The following is a 26,175-nucleotide window of genomic DNA, read 5'->3' as shown; positions in this document are numbered from 1 at the left end:
CAGTGGCAAATTGCTCATCGGACCCAGTCCCCCCCCTGATCGGAGTACTCGTGGCACGCAGTGACCTGGCCTCGGCCGCCGCCGCTCCCCCGGCCGCGATCCCGCATGCGACGATCCCACTCGGCGCGCTGCTGCGCCAGTTTCCGCTCGGTCTCGTGCTCATCGCCGGACACGCCGAAGACACCGCCGAACGTCCCGTGCAGTGGGTGCACAGCTCAGACCTTTCCGATCCCACGCCCTTCCTCACCCCGCGCACCGTCCTGCTCACGACGGGCGCGCAGTTCGCGCAGGAACCGTCGGCGACCTCGGCCGCCGAGTACGTCGAACAGCTGATCGACGCCGGCGTCTGCGCCCTCGGCTTCGCGGCCGAGGTGCGCTGGGTGCGCACCCCCGGGACCATCGTCGCCGCGTGCGAGGCGCTCGGGCTCCCCCTCTTCCGCGTGCCGTACCAGACGCCGTTTCTCGCGATCATTCAGACCGCGGCGCGACTGCTCGACGCCGAGACACACGCGCGAGACACCTGGAGCCTCGAGGCCCAGCGCGCCATCGCGGGCGCGGCGCTCCACGCGGACGGCATCTCGGCCGTCGTGCGCGAGCTCGCCGCCCGGCTCGGACGATGGGTCGCCATCACCGACCGCACCGGACGCGTTGCCCAGGTCTCCCCCAAGACGGCGCGCTCGGAGGCCGGCGCCGAGTGGATCCGGCGGGAGTCTGCGACGCTCGTCGATCGCGGGGTGCGCTCGGGCCGCGTGCTCGCCGACGGGGACGCCGGGGCGCAGCTGCAGACGCTCGGCCGCGGCGGAAAACTACGCGGCGTCCTTGTCGTCGGCGGGTCCGCGGCCCTCGACCATGCCGAGCAGACCGCCGTCAGCCTCGTCGCCGCGCTCGCGACGCTTTCGCTCGAGTACCGCAGCGGGATCGCGACCGCCGATACCGAGCTGCGCGCCGCCGTGCTGCGCCTGCTCGTCGAGGAGCAGCGGCCGCTCGCCGAGCGCGTCGCAGAGCACTCACTCCCCTCGCTGCCCAGTGACCCGGTGCGCGTGCTGGTGCTCGACCCGAACGAGCCCGACGGCAGCCCCGTGATCGAGGACCTGCGCTCGCTCACCGCGAGCCGCCCGGGCGCGCTGCTCGCCCGCTTTGACGGCGCGCCGACCCTCGTGATCGAGCAGCGTCTGCTGCGCCCAGTCACCGAGCATCTCGCAGCGCGCGGAGTATCCGCCGGCGTCTCGGGCCGCGCATCGGTCGACGCGCTCGCCGAGGCCATCGCCCAGGCTCGCCTCGCCTACGACATCGCAGACGCCTCGGGCCAGGGGCCCGTGGAGTTTCGGACTTCGATGGCCTCGAGCGTGCTCGGCCTGCTCGACCGGCAGCCCGAAGCCGCAACGCGCGCGAAAGCCCTGCTGGCGCCGATCCGCACGCACGACGCCCGGCACAGCGACCGCATCGCCGAGAGCCTCGAGATCTGGCTGCGCCACCACGGGCAGACGAGCCCTGCCGCGACTGAGCTCGGTGTGCATCGCCACACGCTGCGCACACGGGTGCAGACTGCGGCCGGTCTACTGCAGCGTGATCTCGACGACCCCGACGTGCGCGCTGAGCTCTGGACGGCGCTGCGGTTGGTGGGTTAGCGCGTCAGCGCCCCGAGCGGTACGGGTCCCAGCCGCGGGGCTCGGTGGCCTCGCCGCCCAGCAGCAGGGTGGCCCCGCGCGCGACCGCGCGACCGATGGGCGCAAAGCCCTCGGGCAGCGGGGCCCCGGCCGGGAACGTCGCGAGCATGCCGTGATCCTCGCCGCCCGTGAGCATGTCCTCCACCGACACGGCTTCCCCGCGTTGCCAGCCAAATCCGGCCGCAAGCAGCGCAGGATCTAGGTCGAGCGTGACGCCGCTCGCCTTGCCGAGCCGCGCCGAGTCGAGGCTCAGCGAGTCGGAGACGTCCATCATCGCGGTCGCCCCGCCGTCGGCGGCGCGCACTCCGGCCGCGATCGGCGGGGCGGGGGCGAGCTGCGCCGCGAGCACGATCGGGTGCGCGGCGCGCAGTAGGGTAAGGCGCTCCTCGACGGGCTGCCCGTCGTCCTCCTGTTCATCGCCGCAGCGCTCGAACAGCAGCGACAGGCCGCGCCCAGCGAGCCCGAGGTCCCCCGCATACGCCACCACGTCGCCCACGCGGGCGCCCGAGCGCAGTACCGGACGACGCCCCCCGAGGTCACCAAGCGCCGTCACCGCGCAGCTGAGCACCGGGGCGTTCGAGAGGTCGCCCCCGACGACGCCGCATCCTGGCGCGAGATCGCGGCACGCGTCGTCGAGCCCGGAGGCGATCGCCTCGAGCAGCGCGACCGGAGTCGACGCGGGGGCCGCGATAATGACGGTCAGCCCGATGGGCATTGCCCCCATAGCCGCGACGTCGGACAGATTGGTCGCTGCGAGCTTCCAGCCGAGCTCGTACCCGCTCGACCAGGACAGGCGGAAGTCGGGGCCCTCGATCATCGCGTCGCTCGTGACGACGAGGTCCCCCGCGCTCGTCAGCACGGCCGCGTCGTCGCCTGGGCCGACCGTCGCAGCCGCAGCCTCGCCGAGCCGCGCGAGCACGCGCGTGAGCACGCCGGCCTCTCCGAGCTCGCCGATCGTGAGCCCCGCCGCGTGCGCTTCATTCATGCCCTCAACGCTACCGTCCCACCCCGAGCCGCGCGCCGTTCGCTCCCGTCGAGCCCCGCCGGGCGGATCCTGCGCCGCAGTCAGGAGCCTGCCCAGCCGCGCCCGCTACGCTGGATGCGTGCTGAATCGACGTGCCCTTGCCCCCGCGCTCATCATCGCGACGGCCGCCGTCGCCGTCCTCACGGGCTGCGCGGGCGACGTCCCCATGGAGCCCGCGGCAAACGCGAACGACCCGGCCTGCGCCGATGTCATCGTGCGCCTGCCCGAGACGATCGGCGAACTGCCGCTTCGCCACACGAACGCGCAGGCTACGGGCGCCTGGGGCGATCCCGCCGCGGTGCTGCTGAAGTGCGGCATCGAGCCAAGCGGGCCCACGACCGACCAGTGCGTGTCGGTCGACGGCATCGACTGGATCATCGACCGCTCGCGGGAGCCCCTCTTCCGCTTCGAGGCCTACGGCCGCGAGCCCGGGCTCGAGGTCATTGTCGACTCGGAGAAGGTGAGCGGGACGACGGTGGTCACCGAGCTCTCCGCCGTCGCGCAGTTGCTGCCGCAGACGCGTCAGTGCTCGGCCGTCACCGACAACGACGACATCCCCGGCAACCCGGAGTAATCCCTCGGACGGTGCTCGCTCGCCCAGTCATACATGTCGGAAATGACAATCATGCTGCACCACTTGAGCCCAAACGCTGCAGCATGATTGTCATTTCCGGAATGATTCACCGCGCGGCCGAGGGGGCGGGCAGTCGAGGCGGGCGACGACGCCCCGCCCGACAGCGAGACTCGCGGGAAAACCCCTACCGCTCCGTCTCGAGCGCCAGCTCGATGAGCTCGGTGATGAGGTCGCGGTACGCGAGGCCGGAGGCCTCCCACAGCGAAGGGAACATCGAGACCGGAGTGAACCCTGGCAGCGTGTTGATCTCGTTGATCACTGGTCCGCGATCGGTGAGGAAGAAGTCGATGCGGGCGTAGCCGGCGCACTGCGTCGCCTCAAACGAACGGATCGCCGCATCCTGGATCGACGCGAACTCGGCCTCCGTGACCTCCGCCGGCAGCGCAAGCGAAACGCCGGCGGCGCCGAGGTACTTCGCCTCGTAGTCATAGAAGTCTCGGCCGGAGAACACGATCTCCCCGATCACCGAGCTCGTGCGCGGGCTGCCGCCGTCGCGGCCGGCGAGCACGCCGATTTCGACCTCCCGGCCCGTCACGCCCGACTCGATGAGCACCGAGCGGTCCTCCGCGAAGGCGACCTCGAGCGCCGCGGGCAGCTGCTCGGGCTCAGTGACCCGGCTGACCCCGACCGAGGAGCCGGCGCGGGCGGGCTTGACGAACAGCGGGTAGTGCAGGCCCTCGTCGAGGCGCGCGGCGAGCGACGGGTCGCGGTCGAGCTGCGCCCGGGTGACGGTGCGCCAGGGCGCCACGGCGATGCCGGCCGCGGCGAGCACTGTCTTCGCGAGGTGCTTGTCCATGCAGAGCGCCGAGCCGAGCACGCCCGAACCCACATAGGGCAGGTCGACCAGCTCGCAGAGGCCCTGCACGGTGCCGTCCTCGCCGAAGGGGCCGTGCAGCATCGGGATCACGACGTCGACGTCTCCCAACGAGCGCAGCGTGCCGTCCGCCTCGATCACGCGCAGCTCGCGCGACTGGGTCGACTCGGGCCAGAGCACGCGCGAGCCGTTGTCGACGACGCGCGGCATCGCCTCGGCGTCGATCGCGTAGACCATGAGTTCCTCGGGAACGAGCACCATCGCGCCCTCCCCGGTGATGCCGACCGAGATCACGTCGAACCGCGACCGATCGATGGCGGCGAGGATCCCGGCGGCGGTGACGCAGCTGATCTCGTGCTCGCTCGAGCGCCCGCCGTGCAGCAGCACGACCGTCTGTCGCACCGCCGTCATTGCCTCGGTCCCGCTCATGCCTGAGTTCCCTTCCATCGTCGCGACAGCCGCTGCCAGACGCTCGTGTGTTCGTTCCCGCCGAGGCCCGACTCGGGCTGCGGCACGGTGTCGGAGGTCGCGAGGTGTGGGCCGAGGTCCTTCGGCGCCATCGTGCCGTTCAGCACCATTTGCACCTGCTCGACGATCGGCATCGTGACGCCGCGTTCCTGCGCGAGCTCGAGCACCGGCTTCACCGAGGTGATGCCCTCGGCGACCTGCTGCATCTGCTCGCGGGTCTCTTCCTGCGTGTACCCCTGGCCGATCAGGCGCCCCGCCGTGTTGTTGCGCGAGAGCGGGGACTGGCAGGTCGCGATGAGGTCGCCGAGCCCCGCGAGGCCGGTGAGGGTCGACGGGTCGGCCCCCTGTGCCACCGAGAAGTCGGTCATCTCGACGAGACCGCGCGTGATGATCGCGGCCTTGGTGTTTTCGCCGTAACCGACCCCGTCGACGATGCCGATGGCGAGCGCAATGAGGTTCTTGAGCACGCCGCCCAGCTCGGTGCCGATGACGTCCGAGTTCACGAACGTGCGGAAGTACGGGGCCGAGGCCGCCGTCGCGACTTCCTGGGCCACCTGCAGGTCGACGCACGAGGCGACCGCCCCGGTGGGCTGCTCCTTCGCGATCTCGAGCGCGAGGTTCGGGCCCGACACGACCGCGATGCGCTCCGGCTCAAGGTCGAGCACATCGGCGATGACCTCGGAGATCCGCATGGTCGTCGTGCGCTCGAGCCCCTTCACGAGGCTGACCACGATCGCTCGACGCCCAAGGAACGGTTCGATCTCACCGAGGTTCTCGCGGATTGTCTGGCTCGGCACGGCGAGGAACACGAGCGAGGCGCCGGTCACGGCCTGCGCGAGCGACGAGGTCGCCTGCAGCGTCTTGGGCAGGTTGATTCCCGGCAGGTACTGACTGTTGCGCTTTGCGACCTGGATCTCCTGGGCCACCTCGGGGCGTCGCGCCCAGATCGTGACGTCGCAGCCGGCGTCGGCCAGGATCTTGGCGAACGTCGTGCCCCAGCTGCCCGAGCCGATGACGGCGACCTTGCGGCCCTTGTTGCGACGTGCGGCGCCGTCAGCCGGGTTTGCCCCGGCTACCGCACTCAAAACCGGCCCGTTTCGGACTGGTGGTGGCTCGCAGGATCCCAGCGCTCGGGCGGCGGGGTCTCGCCCCGGAGCTCTCCGAGCAGGCGGGCAATCTCCTGCATCAGCACGTCGGTCGCCTCGTTGAGGAGGCGGGCGTCAATGGGGCGCCCGGTGAACCGCGACAGGTCCAGCGGCTCGCCGATGATTACCTCAACGGTCTTGCGCGGAAACGGCTTGATCTTCTTGCCGTAGCGCGGCATCAAGCGTTGACTGCCCCAGTGCGCCGCCGGAATGAGCGGGATGCCCGATTCGAGCGCGAGACGCACCGCGCCCGCCTTGCCGCGCATAGGCCAGAGGTCGGGGTCACGCGTGAGTGTTCCCTCGGGGTACACGATCACAGAGGACTGGTTCTCAATCAGGGTGTTGGCTGCGCTCAGCGGGTTCTTTCCGGGCTCGGGCCGCGATCCGGCACGCTCGACCGGAATCTGACCGGTCGCCCGCATGAGAAAGCCGAGCACGGGAACCTTGAACAGGCTCGCCTTCGCCATAAAGCGGGGCAGGCGACCGAGGTGCCAGACGGCGGCGCCCATCGTGATCGGGTCAATCTCGCTGAAGTGGTTCGGAGCCAAGATGAAGGGGCCCGACTGAGGCAGTTTCGACTCCGGCGTAAACCGATAGCGCACCATGGCCGACCAGATGGGCAGGATCAAACCCGCCAGCACCCAGAAAGCCGACGGCTTGCGCATTTCCGCCGAACGGCGGCTCTTGAGCTTCACGGTTTCACGCATGTTTCAAGTATCCCGCACATCGCATGCCGCACCGCGACGAACGCGACACGGCATGCAGATTGTTCGGCCTAGGCTTCGAACACGAAGTCAGCGCCGAGCTGGCGCAGCTTCGTGATGAAGTCCTCGTAGCCGCGCGAGATGATGCCGAGATTCGTGACCTTGGTCTGCCCCTCGGCGGTCAGCGCGGCGATGAGGTAGCTGAAGCCCCCACGCAGGTCGGGCACCTCAATCTCAGCACCCGTGAGGTGCGTCGGACCAGTAATGACGGCGGCCTGCTCGAAGTCGCGACGCTTCACGCGGCGGTTCTTGTCGTGCAGCCCGTCCTCGTAGACGGCGATCTCGGCGCCCATCTGGTTGAGCGCGCGCGTGAAGCCGAAGCGGTTCTCGTACACGGTCTCGTGAATGGTCGAGGTGCCCTGCGCCTGGGTCAGCGCGACGACGAGCGGCTGCTGCCAGTCCGTCATGAACCCCGGGTGCACGTCGGTCTCGATCGTGACCGGCTTGAGCTCGCCACCCGGGTGGAAGAACCGGATGCCGTCGTCGTGCACGTCGAAGTCGCCGCCGACCTTGCGGAAGACGTTCAGGAAGGTCATAAGCTCTTCCTGCTTCGCGCCGCCGACAAACACGTCGCCCTTGGTCGCGAGCGCGGCCGAGGCCCAGCTCGCGGCCTCGTTGCGGTCGAAGATCGCGCGGTGCTGGTAGCCGCGAAGCTCGTCGACACCCTCGATGAAGATGACCCGGTTGGGCTCGACCGTGATGATCGCGCCCATCTTCTGCAGGATGCAGATGAGGTCGATGATCTCGGGCTCGATCGCCGCATTGCGCAGCTCGGTCTGGCCCTCGGCGAGCACCGCCGTGAGCAGCACCTGCTCGGTCGCGCCGACCGACGGGTAGGGCAGCTCGATGTTCGTGCCCTTGAGACGCTTCGGCGCCTTCAGCAGGATCCCGCTCGGCAGCTTCTCGATGACCGCACCGAATGCGCGCAGCGCGTCGAGGTGGAAGTCGATCGGGCGGTCACCGATGCGGCAGCCGCCGAGGTCGGGGATGAACGCCTCGCCGAGACGGTGCAGCAGCGGTCCGCAGAACAGGATCGGGATGCGCGAGGACCCGGCGTGCGCGTCGATGTCGGCCTTGTGAGCCATCTCGACGTTCGACGGGTCGAGACGCCACTCTCCTGCTTCACCGCGAGTAATCAGTACGCCGTGCAGGGCGAGCAGCCCCGCGACGACGCGAACGTCCGAAATGTTCGGGACGTTGCGCAGCACGCTCGGGGTCTTGCCGAGCAGCGCCGCCACCATCGCCTTGGGGACGAGGTTCTTCGCCCCGCGCACCTCGATGCGACCCTGAAGGGGACGCCCGCCGTTGATCAGAATCTCGTCGGAGGTCAAGCCGATTCGGGACACTTCCTGCTGGGCGTCCTCCGGGAGGGCTGCCGATTCGTTCTTGGTCACTGGATCCTTAAATTACGCGGTCTGTACCGGAAGAGTGGTGGGCAGCCAGGCCGCCCGACGCGCTTCAAAGTCGGTAATCGCCTGTTCGTTCTGGAGCGTCAACGAGATATCGTCGAGTCCCTCCATCAAGCGCCACCGAGTGTAGTCGTCGATCTGGAAAGAAACCTTGCGGTCCCCGAAACGCACCTCACGGTCCTCGAGGCTGACGGTGATCTCGAGTCCCGGGTTCGCCTCAAGGGCGGCCCAGATCTCCTTCACATCGTCTTCCTCGACCTGCGCGGCGAGGAGGCCCTGCTTGCCCGAATTGCCGCGGAAGATGTCGCCGAAGCGGGGCGAGATGACGACCTTGAAGCCGAAGTCGCGCAGCGCCCACACGGCGTGCTCGCGCGAGGATCCGGTGCCGAAGTCGGGGCCCGCCACGAGCACCTGCGCGCCCTGAAAGGCGGGCTGGTTGAGCACGAACTCCGGGTCCTGGCGCCAGCCGGCGAACAGGGCGTCCTCGAAGCCCGTCTTCGTGACGCGCTTGAGGTACACCGCGGGGATGATCTGGTCCGTGTCGACGTTGCCGCGCTTGAGCGGAGCGGCGATGCCGGTCAGGGTGGTGAACTTGTCCATGATCCTTACGCCTCCTGCGTTGCGGCGGCCGAGGCCACTGCGTCGTGAGTGATGCCGTTGGCCTCGTCCGCGGCGAGATCCCACGGGCTCGACAGGGTGCCGCGAATCGCGGTCGCGGCGGCGACGAGCGGCGACACGAGGTGTGTGCGCCCGCCCTTGCCCTGGCGACCCTCGAAGTTGCGGTTGGAGGTCGACGCGCAGCGCTCGCCGGGCGCCAACTGATCGGGGTTCATGCCGAGGCACATCGAGCAACCGGCGAAGCGCCACTCGGCGCCGAACGCCTCAACGATCTTGTCGAGGCCTTCGGCCTCGGCCTCGAGGCGCACGCGGGCCGAGCCGGGCACGACCATGACGCGCACGCCCTCGGCCTTCTGCTTGCCGGCAATCAGGCTAGTGAACGCGCGCAGGTCGTCCATGCGGCTGTTCGTGCAAGAGCCCATGAAGACCGCGTCGACCGGGATCTCCTTCATCGGCGTACCGGCTTCGATGTCCATGTACTCGAGCGCGCGCTCGGCCGCGGCGCGCTCGTTCGGATCGGCGATGTCGGCCGGGTTCGGCACGTTCTCGCTGAGCAGAACGCCCTGGCCAGGGTTCGTGCCCCAGGTCACGAAGGGCTCGAGTGCGCTCGCATCAATCGACACCTCGGCGTCGAAGACCGCGTCCTCGTCGGTCGGGAGGGTGTTCCAATACTCGACCGCCGCGTCCCACTCGGCGCCCTTGGGAGCGTGGTCGCGCCCCTTCAGAAACGCGTACGTGGTCTCGTCGGGGGCGACCATGCCGGCGCGGGCGCCGGCCTCGATCGACATGTTGCAGATCGTCATGCGGCCGTCCATCGACAGTCCGCGGATCGCCGAGCCACGGTACTCGAGCACGTAGCCCTGTCCCCCGCCGGTGCCGATCTTCGCGATCACCGCGAGGATGATGTCCTTCGCCGTGACCCCCGGGCGCAGCTCGCCCTCGACGTTGATCGCCATGGTCTTGAACGGCTTGAGCGGCAGAGTCTGCGTCGCCATGACGTGCTCGACCTCGCTCGTGCCGATGCCGAAGGCCATCGCACCGAATGCGCCGTGCGTCGAGGTGTGGCTGTCGCCACACACGACGGTCACGCCGGGCATGGTCAAGCCGAGCTGCGGGCCCACGACGTGGACGATGCCCTGCTCCTTGTCGCCGAGGGAGTGCAGGCGCACGCCGAACTCGGCGGCGTTGGTGCGCAGCGTCTCGATCTGGATGCGGCTCGTCGGGTCAGCGATCTCCCGCGTGATGTTCAGCGTCGGGGTGTTGTGATCCTCGGTCGCGATCGTCAGGTCGACGCGGCGCAACGGCCGGTCGGCGAGGCGCAGGCCGTCGAACGCCTGCGGGCTCGTGACCTCGTGCACGAGGTGCAGGTCGATGTAGATGAGGTCAGGCTGCCCGTCCGTGCCCTTCACCACTACGTGGTCGTCCCAGACCTTTTCGGCCAGGGTGCGGGGGCGGGTCTGTACGTGCTCAGTCATGCGTGTGCGTCTCAATTCTTCTTCGAAAGGGGTCAGCCCATAGCGACACTCCGCGACGGGGTCGGCTGCAGGCTAGGCCCCGTCGCGGCGTCGAAGGAGAAGTCGCCGCGTATGCATACCGGCGATTCTATCACCGAGCGGACGGTCAGTCCTGGGTCGGCGCTTCGCTCTTCGCAGAATCGGTGTGGTGCTCGGAAGCGCCGAGGTGCATCCGTTCGCCGCCCGCCTTCTCCTCGCGGCGCACCTTGATGAGGCTCGCGATGGTCGCGATTGCCATCGCGCTGACGATGAAGCCCAGCGAGGCCCAGGTGCTGATCTCAGGCGCCCAGTCCACGTGCTCGCCGCCGTTAATGAACGGCAGCTCGTTGGTGTGCAGCGCGTGCAGCACGAGCTTCACGCCGATGAAGGCCAGGATCGCGGCGATACCGAAGTGCAGGTAGCTCAGGCGCTCGAGCAGGCCGCCGAGCAGGAAGTAGAGCTGACGCAGGCCCATCAGCGCGAAGACGTTGGCCGTGAACACGATAAACGGGCTCTGCGTGATACCGAAGATCGCGGGAATCGAGTCGAGCGCGAACAGCAGGTCGGTCGTGCCGAGAGCGATGAGCACGAGCAGCATCGGCGTCCACATCTTCTTGCCGTTCTTCACCGTGCTCAGCTTGCCGCCGTCGAACTCGTCCGAGAACGGCAGTACGCGCTTGATCCAGCGCACAAAGGCGCTGTCTTTCTGCTCCGCGGTGTCGTCGTGGCGCACCTGCTGCCATGCCGTCCAGATGAGCCAGGCGCCGAAAATGAAGAAGATCCAGCTGAAGCGCTCGATCAGGGCCGCACCGGCAATGATGAAGATGCCGCGGAAGATGAGGGCGAGAACGATGCCGATCATCAGCGCGCGCTGCTGATAGGCAGGCGGGACGGCGAAGCGTCCGAGGATGATGACGAATACGAAGAGGTTGTCGATCGACAGGCTGTACTCAGTGAGCCAGCCGGCGAGGAACTCGCTTCCGTGCTGCACGTCGCCAATGATGAACATCGCGCCCGCGAAGAGCAGGGCGAGCAAGACATAGAAGCCCACCCACAGGCTCGATTCCCGCATCGAGGGGATGTGCGGACGGCGAATGACGAGCAAGAGGTCGAACACGAGGACGGCGACAAGCACGACCATCGAGGTAATTTCGAACCAGAGCGGAAGAGCTGAGGTCACCAGTGGATCCTTTCGGGTGGCGGCCCCCATTCGAGGGACGCCGACGACCGAAGGTCTCTCCCCGGCCAAGAATATTCTGGCCGCCGCCGCACCGGCCAGGCAACGGAGCCCGACGTATTGACGATGCGGCGAAGTCGGGATACTCCCCTTCGCGAGTTCCTAGCTTAGCTGGTGTGCCGGAGTTCCCCCACACAACGCAAAACGCCCCCTCCGCAATGGAGAGGGCGTTTTGTCATCGTGACCCCAACGGGATTTGAACCCGTGTTACCGCCGTGAGAGGGCGGCGTACTAGGCCGCTATACGATGGGGCCGTTCTGCTGCTGTCCCGCTTTGCTCTTCGCTCTGCGTTCCCTGCAACCCTTTAATCTTGCCACAGGCGCTCGCGCGAATTCAAATCGGCCGGGGTCACTCGGGCGTTTCCCCAGCTCGGAACGGAGTTTCGGGATCCCGCCAGTGGGGTCATCCGCGTGAGATGCGCACCCCGGTCGGCTGGTCCCCGAGCAGGTCGTCGAGCGTGACCAACTCGAGCCCGCGATCTTGCAGTTCGCCGATCACGCGCGGCATGGCGTCGACGGTCGACGCGTGCGTGTCATGGAACAGGATGATGTCGCCGGGCCCCGCTCCGGACACCCGCTCGACGAGGGCATCCACCCCGGGGCCACGCCAGTCGTTCGTGTCGATCGACCAGAGGACGATCGGCAGCGGGATCTCTGCCATCACTTCGGGGTTCAACGCCCCATAGGGCGGGCGGAAGTAGCGAGGGGCGGATCCGGTCGCGTCGGTGATTGCCCGCTGAGCCTGCATGACCTGCTCGCGCACCTGCTCCTTCGAGAGCTTCGTCAGATCCGGATGGCTCCAGGAGTGGTTCGCGACGGTGTGTCCGTTCGCGAGTTCTGCGGCGGCCATGCCCGGCGCGACGGACACGGCAGATCCCATCAAGAAGAACGACGCCGCGGAGTTCGTTTCGGCCAACACCTGCAGGAGGCGCTCGGAATCCGCCCCGGGCCCATCGTCAAAGGTCACCGCAACGCAGGGAACTAATCCGCAGTCAATCGACTGCCGCCCCGCGGCCACGGCCTGCCAGGAGGGGGGCGCCGCGGCAACCGCGATCCCCAGGGCTGCACGGCCGCCCTCGCTCAGCCACCGTTCGGGGCGCTCCACACGCACCGCAATGTGCGCTCCGCGCAGTGCCCCTGACTTCGACCAGGCGGCCAGGCGAGTGAAGCCAGCCCCACCACCGGGCAGATCTGCCAGCGCGATCGTAAAGACCATCGAACCGTCGGCGGCGGGAACCGGGTCGGCGATCAGGCGCGCGAGCCCGAGTAGGTCGCTCTCAGCCGCAGTGAGGGGGCGGGCGATCGCCGCCGGAACGAACATTGTGGGGAGGTCACGATAGCCGAGCGAGGCGAGCAGCAGTTCCCCCAACTCCCCCAGCCGCGCCGGGTCAACGAAATCGGCAGCGGGGGCGAGCTCTGCCCCGTTGACGGAATATCCGACAGTGACGAGGTCGCTCAGCACGCCGGCGGCGTCCACGCTCGTCGATCGCGAGCGGATGCCGAGCAGCCCACCCGAAGCGAAGATAACGTCACAGTTGAGCGCCAGCACGGGCGCTCCCGCGGGAGCCACCGGGGCGAGCGCCGGGTCGGCCAACAGGATCCCGGCCGCAACCTGAGTGCTGCCCCGGGAGCACCCGCGCGAGGCTCCCCCGCTTCCCGCAGGCGACGCACGAGGGTGGAACGCGGGAGCGCCGCTCTGACCGGTGAACGCCCCCATTTCCGCATGCACCCAGCTCTGTTGCTCCAGATTCAACGGGGTTTCACCTGGCAGTTGAGACCAGCGCGCCGAGGCCCAGGGGGCGCCGCTCGGGACGATGCGCTGCGGAAAGAGGCCGGGAACGGCGGCGGCGTCGAGCGGCTCCGGCGGAGCAACAATGTCCGCCAGCTCGATGCGCGGCAGCATTTCGGGGTGGGTGCTGTGCACGATCGGCTCTGGGGCACACCCCGCGAGGCCCACCACCAGCGCGACTACCGATGTCGCCGCGCATCGGCGCATCGCGACCCGCAGGCGGGACGCGGAGGCTCGGGGGCGGGCCATCCCGGCAGTGACCCCCGCGTCGTCCATGCGCTCAGGCTATCGATTTTCAGTGACCGAGCGGAAGTGCTGGATCGGATGCGAATTTGTTCTTGTCACGATCAAAGAACCGGGGCTATTGTGGCTTCCCATGGGGCACTCGATGAAGACGGATCCGGACACTGGCGCAATTCTCGTGCTGATGACGAAGCCGTTTGCGGAAGAGCCTGATTCGATCGTCTGGATGGACGAGGACGGGATCGAATATCCCGTTTCCGCCGAGGAACGCCAGCAGATTTCTAGCTAGCGACGCACTCGGCGCGTACCGCCACCTGAGTTCGGCTGGGTTCGCACCGCGTTGTGGATTATGGTGACGTTGAGGTCGCCCGCACGACGCTGGCGCCCAGAACAATGGGGGCCTTGCGTGCGCATGTCTGCTCGCCGAATTGCGGCGATCGTGGGGGCGTTTGTCCTCATCGGCGTCATCGTCTGGATCGACGTCACCACCAGCCTGTGGCAAGAGCTCGTGGTGCTGTCGGGACTCGCCGCGGGTCTCGTGAGCTTCCTACTCACCGCACTCGTGATCGATCGAGTCATGGAGCGGTCGAATGAGCGCCGGTGGGCGCCGGTGACCCGGCTGGCCCTCACCGAGATCCTGCACGGGCTCGCCGACGACGAACGAAGCGAGCCCAGCCGCGGACTGATTGTGGCGCGCAGCCTGAGCCTGCCGGTCGGCTCGCTCGGCACCCCGAACGCCGAGCGGCTCCCAGCCGAGCTGCACCGCCTGCGCGAGGGCGTCGCCGCCGAGCGGGAGGGCTTGGCCGCTACCCTCGGCGTCTGGTCGAGCTTTCTCGCGTCAAGCGAGCGCGGCGCCGGCGTCATGCGCCGCATCGCGACCGTGGCCCTGCAGCTCGAGGCCGTGCGCGATGCCTCACTCGAAGTCGACGCGGCACTCCTTCGGCAGTCCGCGCCCAAAAACACTCCCTCGCTCGTCCCCGACGTCGCCGTCGTGATCGCCGACCTTCGCAACGAGATTGATTCCACTAATTCGGCTCTCGCGGCCGTGGCCCACGAGATCGAAGCGGAGCTGAGCCGAGACGCGGCGCGCGCGGAAGACGGTAGCGAGATGAGCGGGCGGGCGCCAGACGGTAGCGTGCTCACTATGAAAGACGTTCAGTCACCACTGCGCATACTGGCGGTCGTCAGCGAGCCCGATCCGAGATTCGACGGTCTCTTCGCGCCGATCCGCGAGCAGGCGGAGCTCTCGCTCGTGCACGACGCCGAGTCGATGGCCCGAGCCGCGAGCGGCGCCGACGCGCTTTTGGTGTGGGAGGACCAACCGGGCCTCGTCGACCAGGCGATCACCGCAGGGGCCACCCTGAACTGGGTGCACTCCGCGTCGACCGGGGTTAACGCGCTCATCACACCCACGTTGCGCCAGTCCGAGGTGACGTTGACGAATTCCCGGGGAGTGCTCGATCGCGCGATCGCCGAGTACGTGCTCGGCCTGTTTATCGCTCACCGCAAGGGATTTGCGGAGACGCTCGTCCTGCAGCAGCAGCGCACCTGGCGGCACCGCACGACCCGCATGGTGGCCGGCACACGTGCGGTCGTCGTCGGCACCGGCGCAATTGGGCGCGAGACCGCCCGCCTGCTCGGGGCGGTCGGCATGCATGTCACGCTCGTCGGGCGGCGAGCGGTCTTTCAGGATCCGGAGTTTGGTCGGATCGCCGCATCAGACGATCTCGCGAGCGAGGTGCGGGACGCGCAGCTCGTCGTGCTCGTCGCGCCGCTCACCGCCGAGACCCGGCACCTGATGAGCGAGGACGTGCTCGCCGCCATGCCGCGCGATGCATATCTCGTCAATGTCGGCCGCGGGGGTCTCGTGGACGAGCCGGCGCTTGAAGCGCGGCTTGCGGCGGGCCAGCTCGCCGGGGCCGGTCTCGACGTGTTCGCCGAGGAACCGCTCCCACAGTCTTCCGCGCTGTGGGGCGACCCCCGCGTGCTCGTCTCGCCGCACATGGCCGGGGACTTCGACGGGTTCGAGGAGGCGCTGGTCGCGCGTTTCGTCGAGCTGTTTCGAGACCGAAAAGCCGGGCGCCCGCTCAGCCACGTGGTGGACACGCGGCTCGGGTACGTGCCCAGCGGGACACCCGCGAGCTAGTCCTCGTCGCCCCGGGTGAGCCGCGCCATCGTGTCGGCGTCAACAATCTCGGCCTGCAACCTCTTGGTGAGCGAGGCGAACACGAGCGAGTATGACTCCTCGATCATCTCCGCCAAGTGTTCGGGTGCGAGTGTCGAGATGCCGAGACGCACCGAGTTCCAGTGTTTCTTATTGACGTGGTAGCCCGGGATGATCTCGGCGAACGCCTCGCGCAGTCCCACGTTCTCGAGCGGGTCACCCTTCAGGGTGATCAGGTACTCGCCGCTGCCTGCGCCAAACAAGCCGAAAATCTTGCCGCCCACCGTCAGCACGAAGGTGTCCCACTCGGGCTTCACCGCGGCCTCGGCCCCGGGCCACTGGCTGACGATCTCGGTGAGCCAGTCCTCGTCGATTGCGGTCTGCCCCGCGGACGACTCGTCCCCGTGTGTGTGCGTGCTCATTGCTGCCGGCCTCCTCGATTTCGTGTGCCTCGTCGCCTCCAGCGTAGGGCTGCGGCACAACGAATGGGTGCCCGGTCGGAGAATCGACCGGGCACCCATTCACCTGCGTGTGCGAGGAACTAGCTCGTCGGCATCAGCACCGAGTCGACGAGGTAGACCACAGCGTTCGCGGTCTGCACGCCACCGCAGATAACCTTCGAGTCATTCACCATCAGGTTGTCGCCCGAGCCCGTGACGGTCAGGTCGCTGCCCTCGACAGTGGTGTGGGTTCCGACGATGTCGGCCGGCTCAATCTGCCCGGCGACCACGTGGTACGTCAGGATTTTACTGAGCAGGTCGCTGTCGGTCTTGAGCGTGTCGATCGTGCCGGCGTCAATCTTCGCAAATGCGTCATCGACCGGAGCGAAGACCGTGAACTCGGCGCCGTTCAGCGTGTCGACCAGGTTCACGTTCGGGTTCAGCTGCCCGCTGACGGCGGCCACCAGCGTGGTCAGCAGCGGATTATTCGACGCAGCGACTGCGACGGGATCCTGCGACATACCCTGAACGGAGCCTGCTCCGCTCGGTACCGCTTCCGCGTAAGCGGCACAGCCCGATCCGACGAGGTTCGCGGCCGGATCGTCAGCCTCCATCGACGATGAGCTTTCGGACTTGGTCGGTGCGGGAGTCTCGGTCTCTGGCGCGGAGGCACCCATGGAACAGCCGGCGAGGGTGAACGCGCCAACAAGGGTCAGGCCAAACGCTGCGACGAGCTTGTTCTTCGTGTTGAACATGATGTCCTCCAGGTGAATGTCACCACGGTGTTCCGCGGTTGTACTGGGTCATTCGGAGGCCTCGCCAGATCGGATGGGAACTTTTTCACATTTCTTTTCAGCGGCAAGAAATCAATCCGAACCAGCGGCCGCTCCGAATACTGAGCAACACCATTAAGGGGAACAACATGGACACGCTGCTCATCGGTTTGCTCGGCGGACTGATCACCGGAATATCACCGTGCATTCTGCCGGTGCTTCCGGTCATTTTCCTCACCTCGGGCACGAGGCCCGGCCTGCCCGGCAAATCACCCGAGGTCATCCCGGCCCCTCCCAGTCGCCCCTATTTGGTGATCGCCGGGCTCGTCGTGAGCTTCACGATTGTGACCCTGGCAGGATCCCTGCTCCTCGGGCTCCTCGGGCTGCCGACCGACGTGATTCGCTGGGCCGGCATCGTAGCGCTCGTGATCCTGGGCATCGGGTTCCTCAACCCCCGCTTCGAGCAGCTCCTCGAAAAGCCGTTCCAGTGGCTGCCACAGCGCAAGGTCTCCGACCGGGGGAACGGCTTCGGGATGGGGCTCGCGCTCGGCGCCGTCTTTGTTCCGTGCGCCGGCCCCGTGCTTGCCGCGATCATCGTCGCTGGCTCGACCGGCACGATCGGCCTCGGCACCGTGATCCTGACCGTCTCGTTCGCCGTCGGCGTCGCCATCCCGCTCCTTGCGTTCGCGCTCGCCGGGCGCGGCCTCGTCACGCGGATCCGCGCGTTCCGCTCCCGCGAGCGGGCTCTGCGCATTACTGCCGGCGTCGCCATGATCGCGCTCGCGGTCGGCCTGGCCTTCAACGTTCCGCAGATGCTGCAGCGGCTTCTGCCCGACTACACGGCGGGGCTGCAGCGCGACCTCGCAGACAGCGACGCCGCGAAGGATGCGCTCTCGCTCGGCGGACTCGTCACCGACGAGAACCGCGAGCTGGATCAGTGCACCAACGGCGCCGAGACCCTGGAATCGTGCGGCCAGGCCCCCGAGATTCGCGGCATCGAAGCGTGGCTGAACACCCCGGACGGCGCGGGAGTCAGCCTGGACGAGCTGCGCGGCAAGGTCGTCCTGATCGACTTCTGGGCGTACTCCTGCATCAACTGCCAGCGCTCCATCCCGCACGTCGTCGCGTGGGACCAGGCCTATAAGGACGCGGGGCTCGAGGTGATCGGCGTGCACTCCCCCGAGTACGCGTTTGAGAAGGACCCGAAGAACGTCGCCGCCGGGATCCGCGATTTCGGGATCGAGTACCCCGTGGCGCTCGACAACGACCTGTCCACCTGGACGAACTACCGCAACCGCTACTGGCCGGCGCACTACCTCATCGACGCGAAGGGCACCGTCCGGCACATCTCGTTCGGCGAGGGCAACTACGCCGCGACCGAGCAGATGATCCGAGAGCTCCTGAAGGACGCGGATCCGACGCTCACCCTGCCCGATGCGACCGAGGTCGCCGACCAGACCCCCGAGGTCGGCTCAACGACGCCCGAGACCTTCCTCGGCTCGTCGAAGGACAAGAACTTTGCGGGCCCGGGCGACTACCGCCCGGGAGAAAACGCGTACACGTTCCCGAAGCAGCAGCCGGCCGACACCTTCGCCCTTCGCGGGGACTGGAAGGTCGACACGCAGTTCGCCGCCCCGCAGGGCAGCGCAGGCGAGGTCCGGCTGACCTACCGGGCGAGCGAAGTGCGCATGGTCGTGGCGGGAACGGGAACGCTCCGGGTACAGGACGAGTCGGGCAAGGTCCGCGAGATCCAGGTCTCGGGAACGCCGAGGTCGTACGCGGTGATTGAGCCGGGGAAATTCTCGACGGGCGTGCTTGACGTCGAGGTGAGCCCCGGCCTCGCGGTCTATTCGTTCACATTTGGCTAGGCGCTGGGCACGTCGCGAAGAGTTTGGGAGGTGAGTAGGGCATGCTAATCGAGATGGTTATTGACGGAAGTGAAGTACCGGAGCACAGCGGCGACGCTGACCCTGCCTCCGTGCTCCTTCGCGACGTCGCCACCGGCAATGAGGACGCGTTCGCGAAACTGTACGACATGCTGTCCTCTCGCGTGTTCGGGCTAATCCTGCGCGTGCTCGTGGATAGGTCGCAGAGCGAAGAAGTCTTGCAGGAGGTCTTTCTCGAGATCTGGCAGTCGGCGCCAAAGTTCGACCCCGAGCGCGGGCTGGCCCGGACCTGGATCCTGACCATCGCCCACCGGAGGTCCGTGGACCGGGTGCGCGCCTCGCGGGCGAGCTTTGACCGCGACATGCTCGCCGGGTTTCGCGAGCTACACACCCCGTCCGAAAGTGTGGCCGACGAGGCCGCCATGCGAATCGAGGGCGCCCGGGTCGCGACGCTGCTCACGCAGCTCCCGCAGGCGCAGCGGGAAGCCTTGACGCTCGCGTACTTCGGCGGGTATTCGCAGTCGGAGGTCGCCGCGATCACCGGCGCACCGCTGGGCACCGTGAAGTCCCGGATGCGCGACGGCTTGTCACAATTACGATCGGAAATGGAGGTGGGGCGATGAACGAGCAAGAGTTCCGTGAACTCTCGGCCGGGCACGCCCTCGGTGCGCTCTCCCCCGACGACGAGCGCGCGTTCGCGGCGGCGCGTGCTGGCAACCCGGAGTGGTCACAGATCGCCGACCACGACGCAGAGACCGCGGCGGCGCTCGGTGCACAGCTGCCCGCGGTGGCTCCGCCCGCGATGCTGCGCGACCAGATTCTTGGCGCGATCGCGCAGGCGCCGCAGGCGCCACCGGCCTCGCGTGACACGCGGGCAACGGTTCGACCGTCGACACCCGATGCTGCGCGGCCGCACGCCACTGCACGGCCGGACTCCACGCCAGTGCCGGGGGCACCGGACGAGGACGACCGCGAAGAGGCCCTCGACGCGGCGTACACACGGCGCCGGAAGTGGCAGCGCGGCATGTTTGCCCTCGTCGCATCGGTCGCCGTGCTGAGCATGATCGCGCTGGGCACGAGCTCGCTCATTCAGGCGCTCTCGACGCCTGCCGAAGTGACCGCGCTGCAGCAGATCGAGTCCGCCCCCGACGCAAGTCAGGCCTCGACGACCTTTGCGGGCGGCGTCGCGACCGTGCACTGGTCCGAGGCGCTCGGGAAAACCGTCCTCGTCGCCGAGGGGCTGCCCAAACTCGAAGAGGGCCGAGAGTTCGAACTCTGGTTCGTCCGCGGCGAGACGCCACTTCCCGCGGGCACGTTCTCGTCGCGCACGGGGACGGGCGTCGCCCTGTTCGGCGAGCAGATGCAGCCGGGCGATCTCGTCGCGGTGACGATCGAGGATGCCGGCGGATCGCCGACGGGCCTGCCCACGACCGACCCGATCCTCGCGATCGAAACGGCCTAGTTCGCGCTCGAGCGCTTCCCGGCTCGCCACCACAACACGAGCGCGATCGCGGCCACGGCGACGATCGCGACGATGTCAACCGCCGCGCTCGCGAGCACCGAGCTCTTGCCCTGCAGCCAGGCCGAGACGCTGGTCGGCAGCAGCTCGGGCGCGCTGATCAGGCCGTTCGTGGTCCAGAACAGCACACCGACGACCAGAATCAGCGTGCCGGTCACGACCGACGTGGTGTGGAACTCGCGGCCGAACACCGTAAAACTGCGTCCGCGGAGCACCGTGCGGGTGCGGGCGCCGATGCGGTTCCACGCCGCGGCGATCGCGAGCAGCGGGACGAGCATGCCGGCACCGTAGACGGCGAGGAGCACCCCGGCGAGCAACGGGCTCCCCTGGGTCGCGGCCACCGTGAGCACTGCCCCCAGGATCGGCCCGGTACAGAACCCCGCCACGCCACTCGCGGCCCCAAGCAGGAAGGTCTTCACGAAGCCGACACGTGAGGCTGCCTGCTGCTGCAGTTCGCGACCGCCGGGCAGGATCCTGCTGGGATCGAAGCCGACGCCGAAGATCTGCAGGATGCCCAGCACCACCAGGATGAGGGCCGCGACCCCGATGATGACGTCGCGATGGGTCACGAAGAGGGTGCCGATCGCGCCGACGCCGACGCCGAGCGGCACGAGCACCACGAGCAGGCCCGCGAAGAAGACTCCGCCGTGCAGCATGAGGCGCGGGCCGGTGCCCGCCACTGAGGCGAAGAAGGCTGGGAGCAGGAGCGCCCCGCACGGGCTGAGGATCGCCAGTACTCCCCCCAGGAAGGCGGTGACGAGGCCGACCTCCACGGCTAGCTCTTCGCCGCCGCGCGGGCGGTCTCGTAGGCCTCGAGGAAGACCTCGGTGGGCTGGGCGCCGGAGATCGGTTGCCCGCCGAACAGGAACACCGGCGTGGATGTGGCGCCCAGGTTGATGCCGAGCTCGGCGTTGCGGGCGACCTCTGCCGCGGTCTCGGCGGAGTTCATGTCCGTCGTGAACTGCGCGGTATCCAAGCCGAGCGAAGTAGCAAGCTCGGTGAGCCCCTGGTCCGTGAGGCCCGCGTCGGAACGCCTCTCGCCGTTCGCAAACAGCAACTCGTGGTACTCCCAGAACTGGCCCTGCTTGGCCGCTGCGTGCGACGCACGGGCAGCCCGCTCGGACGCCTCTCCGAACACGTTGATGTCACGCCACTCGATGCGCAGCTCGCCGGCGTCGGCGAGCTCCATCATCGCGGGCAGCGTCTGCAGGTTCCACTGCGCACAGAAACGGCACTGGTAGTCCGAAAAGACAATCAGGCCGACGGGTGCGTCGACAGGGCCGGCGGCGAGCGGGTCAGCCGGGTCGCGCCGCTCGAATTCGGTGAGGTCTGGACCTTCGGTCTCGCCCTCGACGATCTCGCCGGCGTCGCCGCCGAGCCCCACTTCAGCGGACCGGGAGCCGCCCTGCGCGGCGATGGCCAACACGATGAGGAGTACCGCGCCGATGATGACCAAGAGTGGGAGGAGCAACCGGCGCTCGCGACGCCGGGTGGATGCTGCAGACAGAACGGGCCTCCGTGACGGCATCGAGGTGCGGGGAGCATGGGGCGGCCAGAGCGGGATGACTCAGAACTGCCGATAGGTTCGACCCTATCTGGAGACCACTTGAGAGGGGCCTGAGCGCACCCGCTCGTAGGCCTCCAAGGCGCGCTTGCGCCCCGCTGCGAGATCGACGATCGGCGGAATGAGCACACTGTCCGGAGCCCACCGCTGGACGTATCTCTCGTCGGCGTCGAACTTGTGCTGCTGCAACACCGGGTTAAAGACGCGGAAGTACGGCGCCGCATCGAGGCCGCTGCCCGCGACCCACTGCCAGTTGAACGGATTGCTGGCGGCGTCGGCGTCGACCAGGGTGTCCCAGAACCAGGCCTCGCCAACACGCCAGTCGGTCAGGAGGTGCTTGGAGAGGAAGGAGGCAGCGACCATGCGCACGCGATTGTGCATGAACCCGGTCTCCCACAGTTCGCGCATGCCGGCATCGACCAAGGCAATTCCGGTCCGTCCGCGCTGCCACGCCGCAAGATCGTCAGGGTCGGGGGTACTCCAGGGAAACTGATTGAAGCGAGGGTTCAGGTTCTCCCGGTCGAGATCTCCCCAATGGAAGCGGGTGTGGTGGGCAAATTCCCGCCAGCCCAGCTCCGAGAGGAACATGCCAACGTCCTGCCCCGACGCCAGCGCGCGATGCCAGACCGTGCGGGGGCTGATTTCACCCCAGCGCAAGTGGGGTGACAGGGTCGAGGTAACGTCGAGCGCGGGAATGTCCCGCCCTGACTCGTACGCGGGCACTCGTTCGTCGAGGAACGTTTCGAGCGCCTCGTCCGCCGCCGCTTCCCCGGGCGCCCACCGCCTAGCGAACCCCGTCGCCCAGTCGGGGGCGGATGGCGTCAGCCGCCAGTGGTCCAGGAGGTCACTCTCGGGACGGCGCACCGCAGGGGTGAGCGAGCTCGGCGCGGCGATCGGAACTGCGGGTTCGGGCAGGCGAAGCGACGCGCGCCAGAATGGCGAGTACACGCGAAAGGGTGTTCCTTCCCCCGTCAGCACTGTCCACGGTTCGTGCAGCAGTCCCCCGATATGCGACTTGGCGGCAACACCCTCTTCGCGCAACGCCAACTTCAGCCGGGCATCGATCTCGCGTTCCGGCCCATATCGTCGATTCCAGAGCACCCGAGTCGCGCCGGCCTCACGCACCAGGGCCGGAATGACCTGCTCCGCCGCGCCTCGACGCAGCACGAGCGGGACCCCCAGCTCGGCAAGTGAACGCTGCAGTGCGCTCAGCGAGTGGTGCAGCCACCACTTCGCCGCCCCGCCGAGCGGGCGGATCTCCGGCGACTGCTCGTCCCAGACGTAGACGCACACGACGCCCTCGGGGTCGTTCGCGGCGTCCGCGAGCGCCGGGTGGTCGGCGACGCGCAGATCGTCGCGGAACCACACAATTGTCGCCATCCCCTCATGCTACTGCCCGGATGCGCCATGATGGGGGCAGCGTCTGCCGAGAGGGCGACGCCGGCGGGTGGAGGCTCTGCGGTGAAAATTACACGCTCGTTCGAGATCGCCTGCGACGCCGATTCGGCCTGGCGGGCAATGCACGACCCCGTCACCATCGCGAACGTTTACGGCTCGCTACTCCGGCTCATCCCGGAGGGGAAAGTGCCCACTCAGCTCGAGAACGGCACCCGCATGGTGGTCGGGCTGAACGCGCTCGGGATCCTGCCCCTGGGCCGCCAGGCCATCGTGGTCGCCGACACCCGGGTCCTTCGCGGCGACACCGAGACCCGCACGATGCACGACCGCGGCGGCCCGCTCTCCGGCCCACTCGCGGTGCTGCATGGCTGGCACCACCAGATGTCGGTCACGCCGCTTCCGGGCTCGGCGCCGGGAGCGGGGTGGTCCGACACCCTCGAGGCGAGCGGGCCGTTCGCTTGGTTGTTCTGGCCCGCACTCTTCAGTACGTGGAAGATGCGCGAGGCGCGCATCAAACGGCTGTCCCGGTCCTGGTAGGCGCTAGCGGCTGACGGCAGGTTCCGACGGCTGCGCGTGGGCGCAGTTGCACGTTGCGGCGGGCGCGACGGCGGCTGCGGCGACCGGCGCGGCTCTGGTCGGGGCGGGGGCAATGGGCGTCTCGTCGAGTCCGTGCAGTTTCGCTCCCGAGCCGTTCTTGCTCATCTGGTCGATCCAGGCGAGCGCGAGGGCCGAAATGATGAAGGCGAGGTGAATGCCGACCTCCCACATGACGCCCTCGGTCGAATAGATCACGGTGCCGTTCGCGTCCCTGACGATGCCGCCGTCCATCCGGCCCACCTCGATGAAGGTCTTGAGGAGGTGAATCGAGGAAATCGAGATGATCGAGATCGACAGCTTGATCTTGAGCAGGTTCGCGTTGACATGCGAGAGCCAGTCCGGCTCGTCGTGGTGGCCGCTCACACGAATCTTCGAGACGAACGTCTCATACCCGCCGATGATCACCATGATGAGCAGGTTCGCGATCATCACGACGTCGATCAGCGCGAGGACGCTGAGCATGACGTCGGTCTCGTTGATGTGCCCCTCGATAAACGAGCGCTCAATGAGGTGCCATAGCTCGATGAAGAAGAGGACAACATAGACGAACTGGGCGACGATCAGGCCGAGGTACAGCGGCGCCTGCAGCCACCGGCTTGCAAAGATAAAGCCCGCGAGGGTGCGGGAAGCGAGGCCGGGACCCCTCTTGCCGGGTGCGTGGTTCGTCAAGTCGCTCACTGGTGCCTTTCGTACGGGCAGGGCCCGGATCCTGATGTTCTCAAATAGTACTGAGTACCACAATTGCCGAAGCTGTATGCCGATTCGGCCCCGCACGCCACTGTGAAATCCTCTAACGATGCCCAGCGCACGATCGCGATCGTTGCGCCATGTCAACGACCCTGACAATTGCGGCTAGGCTCGTGGAGTCCTCTCTTCAACGAAGAACTGTGATGGAGCAGCCGCATGACGAAACACACCCTCAGCAACGCCACCGAAACTGGCCACATTAAGGTCGGCAAGGGCCTGAACCAGGGAACGCTCGGCGTGGTCGGGTCGACCGTCATCGGCCTTGCGTCCACCGCACCGCTCTACTCGCTGGCGGCAACGCTCGGCTACGTGATTCTCGCCGTCGGAGCGCAAGCGCCCCTCGTGTTCATCATCGCGTGCATTCCGATGGTGTTCGCGGCCTTCGCCTATCAGGAGCTCAATCGCGAGATGCCCGACTGCGGCACCACGTTTGTCTGGAGCACCAAGGCCTTCGGCCCGATCACCGGGTGGATCGGCGGCTGGGCCGTCGCGGTCGCCTCAATCATGGTGCTCGCCAACGTTGGCGAAATCTCAGGACAGTACTTCTGGCTGCTGCTCGGCAATCAGGAGTTCGCGGACAACCGTGCCATCGTGATCGCCACCTCGGTCGTCTTCATGGCCATCATGACGTTTGTCAGCACCATCGGCGTACAGATCGGCGAGCGGCTCCAAATGGTGCTCGTCAGCGTGCAGATCGTTGCCATGGTGCTGTTCGCCGTGCTCGCCCTCGTCAATGCCAGCAACGGCAGCTACGAGGGTTCGGTGGCGTTCGATTGGAGCTGGTTCAACCCGGCGGAGCTCACCTCGTGGTCCGGCTTCATGGAAGCCGTGCTGCTCGCCCTCTTTATCTACTGGGGCTGGGACACCTGCCTCGCGCTGAACGAAGAGACGAAGAACCCCCGCAAGACTCCCGGCCGTGCCGCGCTGTCGAGCATCGCCGTCCTCATCATTCTGTACGTCGGCGTTTCGGTAGCCGTCATGATGTTCGCCGGCTTCGGCGATTCCGGCTTCGGTCTCACCAACGAGACGAACCTCGACGACGTCTTCAGCGTCCTCGGCGGCACCCTCTTCGGCCCGTGGGGCTGGTTCTTGCTGCTCGGTGTGCTGCTCTCGGCAGCGTCCTCGACGCAGACCACCATCCTGCCGACCGCCCGCGGCACCCTCTCGATGGCGGTGTACCGCGCGCTTCCGGCGAAGTTCGCCGACCTGCACCCCCAGTTCAAGACGCCGTGGTTCTCCACCACCATCATGGGCGTCGCCGCGATCGTGTACTACGTGGGCATGTCGATCCTGTCGGAAGACATGCTTGCCGACTCGCTCACCTCGATGGGGCTCGCCGTCGCGCTGTACTACGCCATCACCAGCTTCGCCTGCGTCTGGTACTTCCGCAGCACGCTGCGCGACAGCGCACGCAACCTCTGGATGCGCGGCATCCTGCCCGCACTCGGCGGCCTGATGCTCAGCTACGCCTTCGTGCAGTCCGCAATCGACATGATCAGCGTCGACTACAGCTACACGGTGCTGTTCGGCGTGGGTGGCGCGTTCGTGATCGGCATCGGCGCGATCTTGATTGGCTTCGTCTTCATGGGGCTGTGGGCGCTGCGCCCCGGCTCGCGCGCGTTCTTCCGCGGCGAGTCACTGAACCGCGACACCCCGGTGCTGGTGCCGGACGAGTAGGCCGAGGAATCGCGGATCGCGCCCGAAGCCGCAGACCGCGTCCGTACACGCAGAACCGGCCGGCGATCCAGAGGGGATCAGCCGGCCGGTTCTGCGCACTTGCCGT

General features: G+C 67.7%; 24 protein-coding genes and 1 tRNA gene. 9 read left to right on the top strand and 16 right to left on the bottom strand.

Going from position 1 to position 26,175, the window contains the following annotated elements:
• The first annotated feature begins 50 nt into the window (after positions 1 to 50).
• A complete protein-coding gene (locus tag JW030_RS04635; protein ID WP_241095558.1) occupies positions 51 to 1,628 on the top strand; it encodes a PucR family transcriptional regulator in 1,578 nt (525 codons plus the stop codon).
• A gap of 4 nt (positions 1,629 to 1,632) precedes the next feature.
• On the opposite strand, the gene thiL is transcribed toward JW030_RS04635, so the two are convergent.
• Positions 1,633 to 2,652 carry a thiamine-phosphate kinase gene (gene thiL / locus JW030_RS04630; protein ID WP_188044491.1) on the bottom strand — a complete coding sequence of 340 codons (1,020 nt, stop codon included), beginning with the start codon at positions 2,650 to 2,652 and terminating at the stop codon, positions 1,633 to 1,635.
• 118 nt (positions 2,653 to 2,770) lie between these two features.
• On the opposite strand from thiL, the gene JW030_RS04625 reads away from it, so the two are divergent.
• A complete protein-coding gene (locus JW030_RS04625) occupies positions 2,771 to 3,265 on the top strand; it encodes a DUF3515 family protein (protein WP_241095557.1) in 495 nt (164 codons plus the stop codon).
• 184 nt (positions 3,266 to 3,449) lie between these two features.
• Here JW030_RS04625 and JW030_RS04620 read toward each other — a convergent pair whose 3' ends face one another.
• The 9 genes from JW030_RS04620 to JW030_RS04580 form a co-directional block, all read right to left on the bottom strand.
• A complete protein-coding gene (locus JW030_RS04620) occupies positions 3,450 to 4,568 on the bottom strand; it encodes a D-alanine--D-alanine ligase family protein (protein WP_241095556.1) in 1,119 nt (372 codons plus the stop codon).
• On the bottom strand, positions 4,565 to 5,692 hold the full coding sequence (locus tag JW030_RS04615; RefSeq protein WP_188044493.1) for an NAD(P)H-dependent glycerol-3-phosphate dehydrogenase: 1,128 nt from the start codon (positions 5,690 to 5,692) through the stop codon (positions 4,565 to 4,567). The genes JW030_RS04620 and JW030_RS04615 overlap by 4 nt, the downstream gene beginning before the upstream one ends.
• A complete protein-coding gene (locus tag JW030_RS04610; RefSeq protein WP_188044494.1) occupies positions 5,689 to 6,459 on the bottom strand; it encodes a 1-acyl-sn-glycerol-3-phosphate acyltransferase in 771 nt (256 codons plus the stop codon). The genes JW030_RS04615 and JW030_RS04610 overlap by 4 nt, the downstream gene beginning before the upstream one ends.
• A 68-nt stretch (positions 6,460 to 6,527) precedes the next feature.
• Positions 6,528 to 7,853 (bottom strand): UDP-N-acetylglucosamine 1-carboxyvinyltransferase, encoded by a 1,326-nt coding sequence (gene murA, locus JW030_RS04605; protein ID WP_188044725.1) that lies wholly within the window; start codon positions 7,851 to 7,853, stop codon positions 6,528 to 6,530.
• 69 nt (positions 7,854 to 7,922) lie between these two features.
• Complete coding sequence (gene leuD / locus JW030_RS04600; protein ID WP_188044495.1) at positions 7,923 to 8,525, bottom strand: 3-isopropylmalate dehydratase small subunit; 603 nt, start codon at positions 8,523 to 8,525, stop codon at positions 7,923 to 7,925.
• A gap of 5 nt (positions 8,526 to 8,530) precedes the next feature.
• The gene (gene leuC / locus JW030_RS04595) at positions 8,531 to 10,018 is read right to left on the bottom strand and encodes a 3-isopropylmalate dehydratase large subunit (RefSeq protein ID WP_188044496.1); all 1,488 of its coding nucleotides are present in this window, start codon (positions 10,016 to 10,018) and stop codon (positions 8,531 to 8,533) included.
• A 145-nt stretch (positions 10,019 to 10,163) separates the two neighbouring features.
• Positions 10,164 to 11,216, bottom strand: a complete 1,053-nt coding sequence (locus JW030_RS04590) for a TerC family protein (RefSeq protein WP_188044497.1) — start codon at positions 11,214 to 11,216, stop codon at positions 10,164 to 10,166.
• A gap of 238 nt (positions 11,217 to 11,454) precedes the next feature.
• Positions 11,455 to 11,527, bottom strand: a tRNA-Glu gene (locus JW030_RS04585).
• A gap of 148 nt (positions 11,528 to 11,675) precedes the next feature.
• Entirely contained in the window at positions 11,676 to 13,337 is a 1,662-nt protein-coding gene (locus JW030_RS04580; RefSeq protein WP_188044498.1) for a polysaccharide deacetylase family protein, read from the bottom strand.
• A gap of 22 nt (positions 13,338 to 13,359) precedes the next feature.
• Between JW030_RS04580 and JW030_RS04575 the strand changes: the two genes are divergently transcribed.
• Positions 13,360 to 13,593 (top strand): hypothetical protein, encoded by a 234-nt coding sequence (locus JW030_RS04575; protein ID WP_188044499.1) that lies wholly within the window; start codon positions 13,360 to 13,362, stop codon positions 13,591 to 13,593.
• Between the two features lie 123 nt (positions 13,594 to 13,716).
• Complete coding sequence (locus tag JW030_RS04570; RefSeq protein WP_206348633.1) at positions 13,717 to 15,450, top strand: D-2-hydroxyacid dehydrogenase; 1,734 nt, start codon at positions 13,717 to 13,719, stop codon at positions 15,448 to 15,450.
• Here JW030_RS04570 and JW030_RS04565 read toward each other — a convergent pair.
• Together JW030_RS04565 and JW030_RS04560 are read right to left on the bottom strand one after the other, a co-directional pair.
• Entirely contained in the window at positions 15,447 to 15,890 is a 444-nt protein-coding gene (locus tag JW030_RS04565) for an MmcQ/YjbR family DNA-binding protein (protein ID WP_188044500.1), read from the bottom strand. The genes JW030_RS04570 and JW030_RS04565 overlap by 4 nt on opposite strands.
• Positions 15,891 to 16,009: 119 nt before the next feature.
• Positions 16,010 to 16,663 carry a fasciclin domain-containing protein gene (locus JW030_RS04560; protein ID WP_188044501.1) on the bottom strand — a complete coding sequence of 218 codons (654 nt, stop codon included), beginning with the start codon at positions 16,661 to 16,663 and terminating at the stop codon, positions 16,010 to 16,012.
• Between the two features lie 167 nt (positions 16,664 to 16,830).
• Here JW030_RS04560 and JW030_RS04555 point away from each other — a divergent pair, with 167 nt between their 5' ends.
• The 3 genes from JW030_RS04555 to JW030_RS04545 are packed head-to-tail and all read left to right on the top strand — an operon-like array spanning position 16,831 to position 20,029.
• Positions 16,831 to 18,549, top strand: a complete 1,719-nt coding sequence (locus JW030_RS04555; protein ID WP_188044502.1) for a cytochrome c biogenesis protein DipZ — start codon at positions 16,831 to 16,833, stop codon at positions 18,547 to 18,549.
• 41 nt (positions 18,550 to 18,590) lie between these two features.
• The gene (sigK, locus tag JW030_RS04550) at positions 18,591 to 19,190 is read left to right on the top strand and encodes an ECF RNA polymerase sigma factor SigK (protein ID WP_188044503.1); all 600 of its coding nucleotides are present in this window, start codon (positions 18,591 to 18,593) and stop codon (positions 19,188 to 19,190) included.
• On the top strand, positions 19,187 to 20,029 hold the full coding sequence (locus tag JW030_RS04545) for an anti-sigma factor domain-containing protein (protein WP_188044504.1): 843 nt from the start codon (positions 19,187 to 19,189) through the stop codon (positions 20,027 to 20,029). Before sigK ends, JW030_RS04545 begins: the two co-directional genes overlap by 4 nt.
• Here the strand turns inward: JW030_RS04545 and JW030_RS04540 are convergent.
• The 3 genes from JW030_RS04540 to JW030_RS04530 form a co-directional block, all read right to left on the bottom strand.
• Positions 20,026 to 20,859, bottom strand: coding sequence for a cytochrome c biogenesis CcdA family protein (locus JW030_RS04540; RefSeq protein WP_188044505.1), 834 nt, complete (start codon positions 20,857 to 20,859; stop codon positions 20,026 to 20,028). The genes JW030_RS04545 and JW030_RS04540 overlap by 4 nt on opposite strands.
• Positions 20,860 to 20,861: 2 nt before the next feature.
• The gene (locus JW030_RS04535) at positions 20,862 to 21,557 is read right to left on the bottom strand and encodes a DsbA family protein (RefSeq protein ID WP_241095555.1); all 696 of its coding nucleotides are present in this window, start codon (positions 21,555 to 21,557) and stop codon (positions 20,862 to 20,864) included.
• Positions 21,558 to 21,677: 120 nt separating this feature from the next.
• Complete coding sequence (locus JW030_RS04530; RefSeq protein ID WP_188044507.1) at positions 21,678 to 23,030, bottom strand: deoxyribodipyrimidine photo-lyase; 1,353 nt, start codon at positions 23,028 to 23,030, stop codon at positions 21,678 to 21,680.
• Between the two features lie 81 nt (positions 23,031 to 23,111).
• Here JW030_RS04530 and JW030_RS04525 point away from each other — a divergent pair, with 81 nt between their 5' ends.
• Positions 23,112 to 23,585 carry a hypothetical protein gene (locus tag JW030_RS04525; RefSeq protein WP_188044508.1) on the top strand — a complete coding sequence of 158 codons (474 nt, stop codon included), beginning with the start codon at positions 23,112 to 23,114 and terminating at the stop codon, positions 23,583 to 23,585.
• A gap of 3 nt (positions 23,586 to 23,588) precedes the next feature.
• Here JW030_RS04525 and JW030_RS04520 read toward each other — a convergent pair whose 3' ends face one another.
• Positions 23,589 to 24,323, bottom strand: coding sequence for a TIGR00645 family protein (locus JW030_RS04520; protein WP_206348632.1), 735 nt, complete (start codon positions 24,321 to 24,323; stop codon positions 23,589 to 23,591).
• 225 nt (positions 24,324 to 24,548) lie between these two features.
• On the opposite strand from JW030_RS04520, the gene JW030_RS04515 reads away from it, so the two are divergent.
• Positions 24,549 to 26,069 (top strand): APC family permease, encoded by a 1,521-nt coding sequence (locus tag JW030_RS04515; RefSeq protein ID WP_188044509.1) that lies wholly within the window; start codon positions 24,549 to 24,551, stop codon positions 26,067 to 26,069.
• Positions 26,070 to 26,175: the final 106 nt, after the last annotated feature.

This window comes from Leucobacter sp. CX169 (assembly GCF_017161405.1).
GTDB lineage: Bacteria > Actinomycetota > Actinomycetes > Actinomycetales > Microbacteriaceae > Cx-87.
Note: the sequence above shows the minus strand (reverse complement) of the source record. Positions and strands in the feature narration are given on the sequence as shown.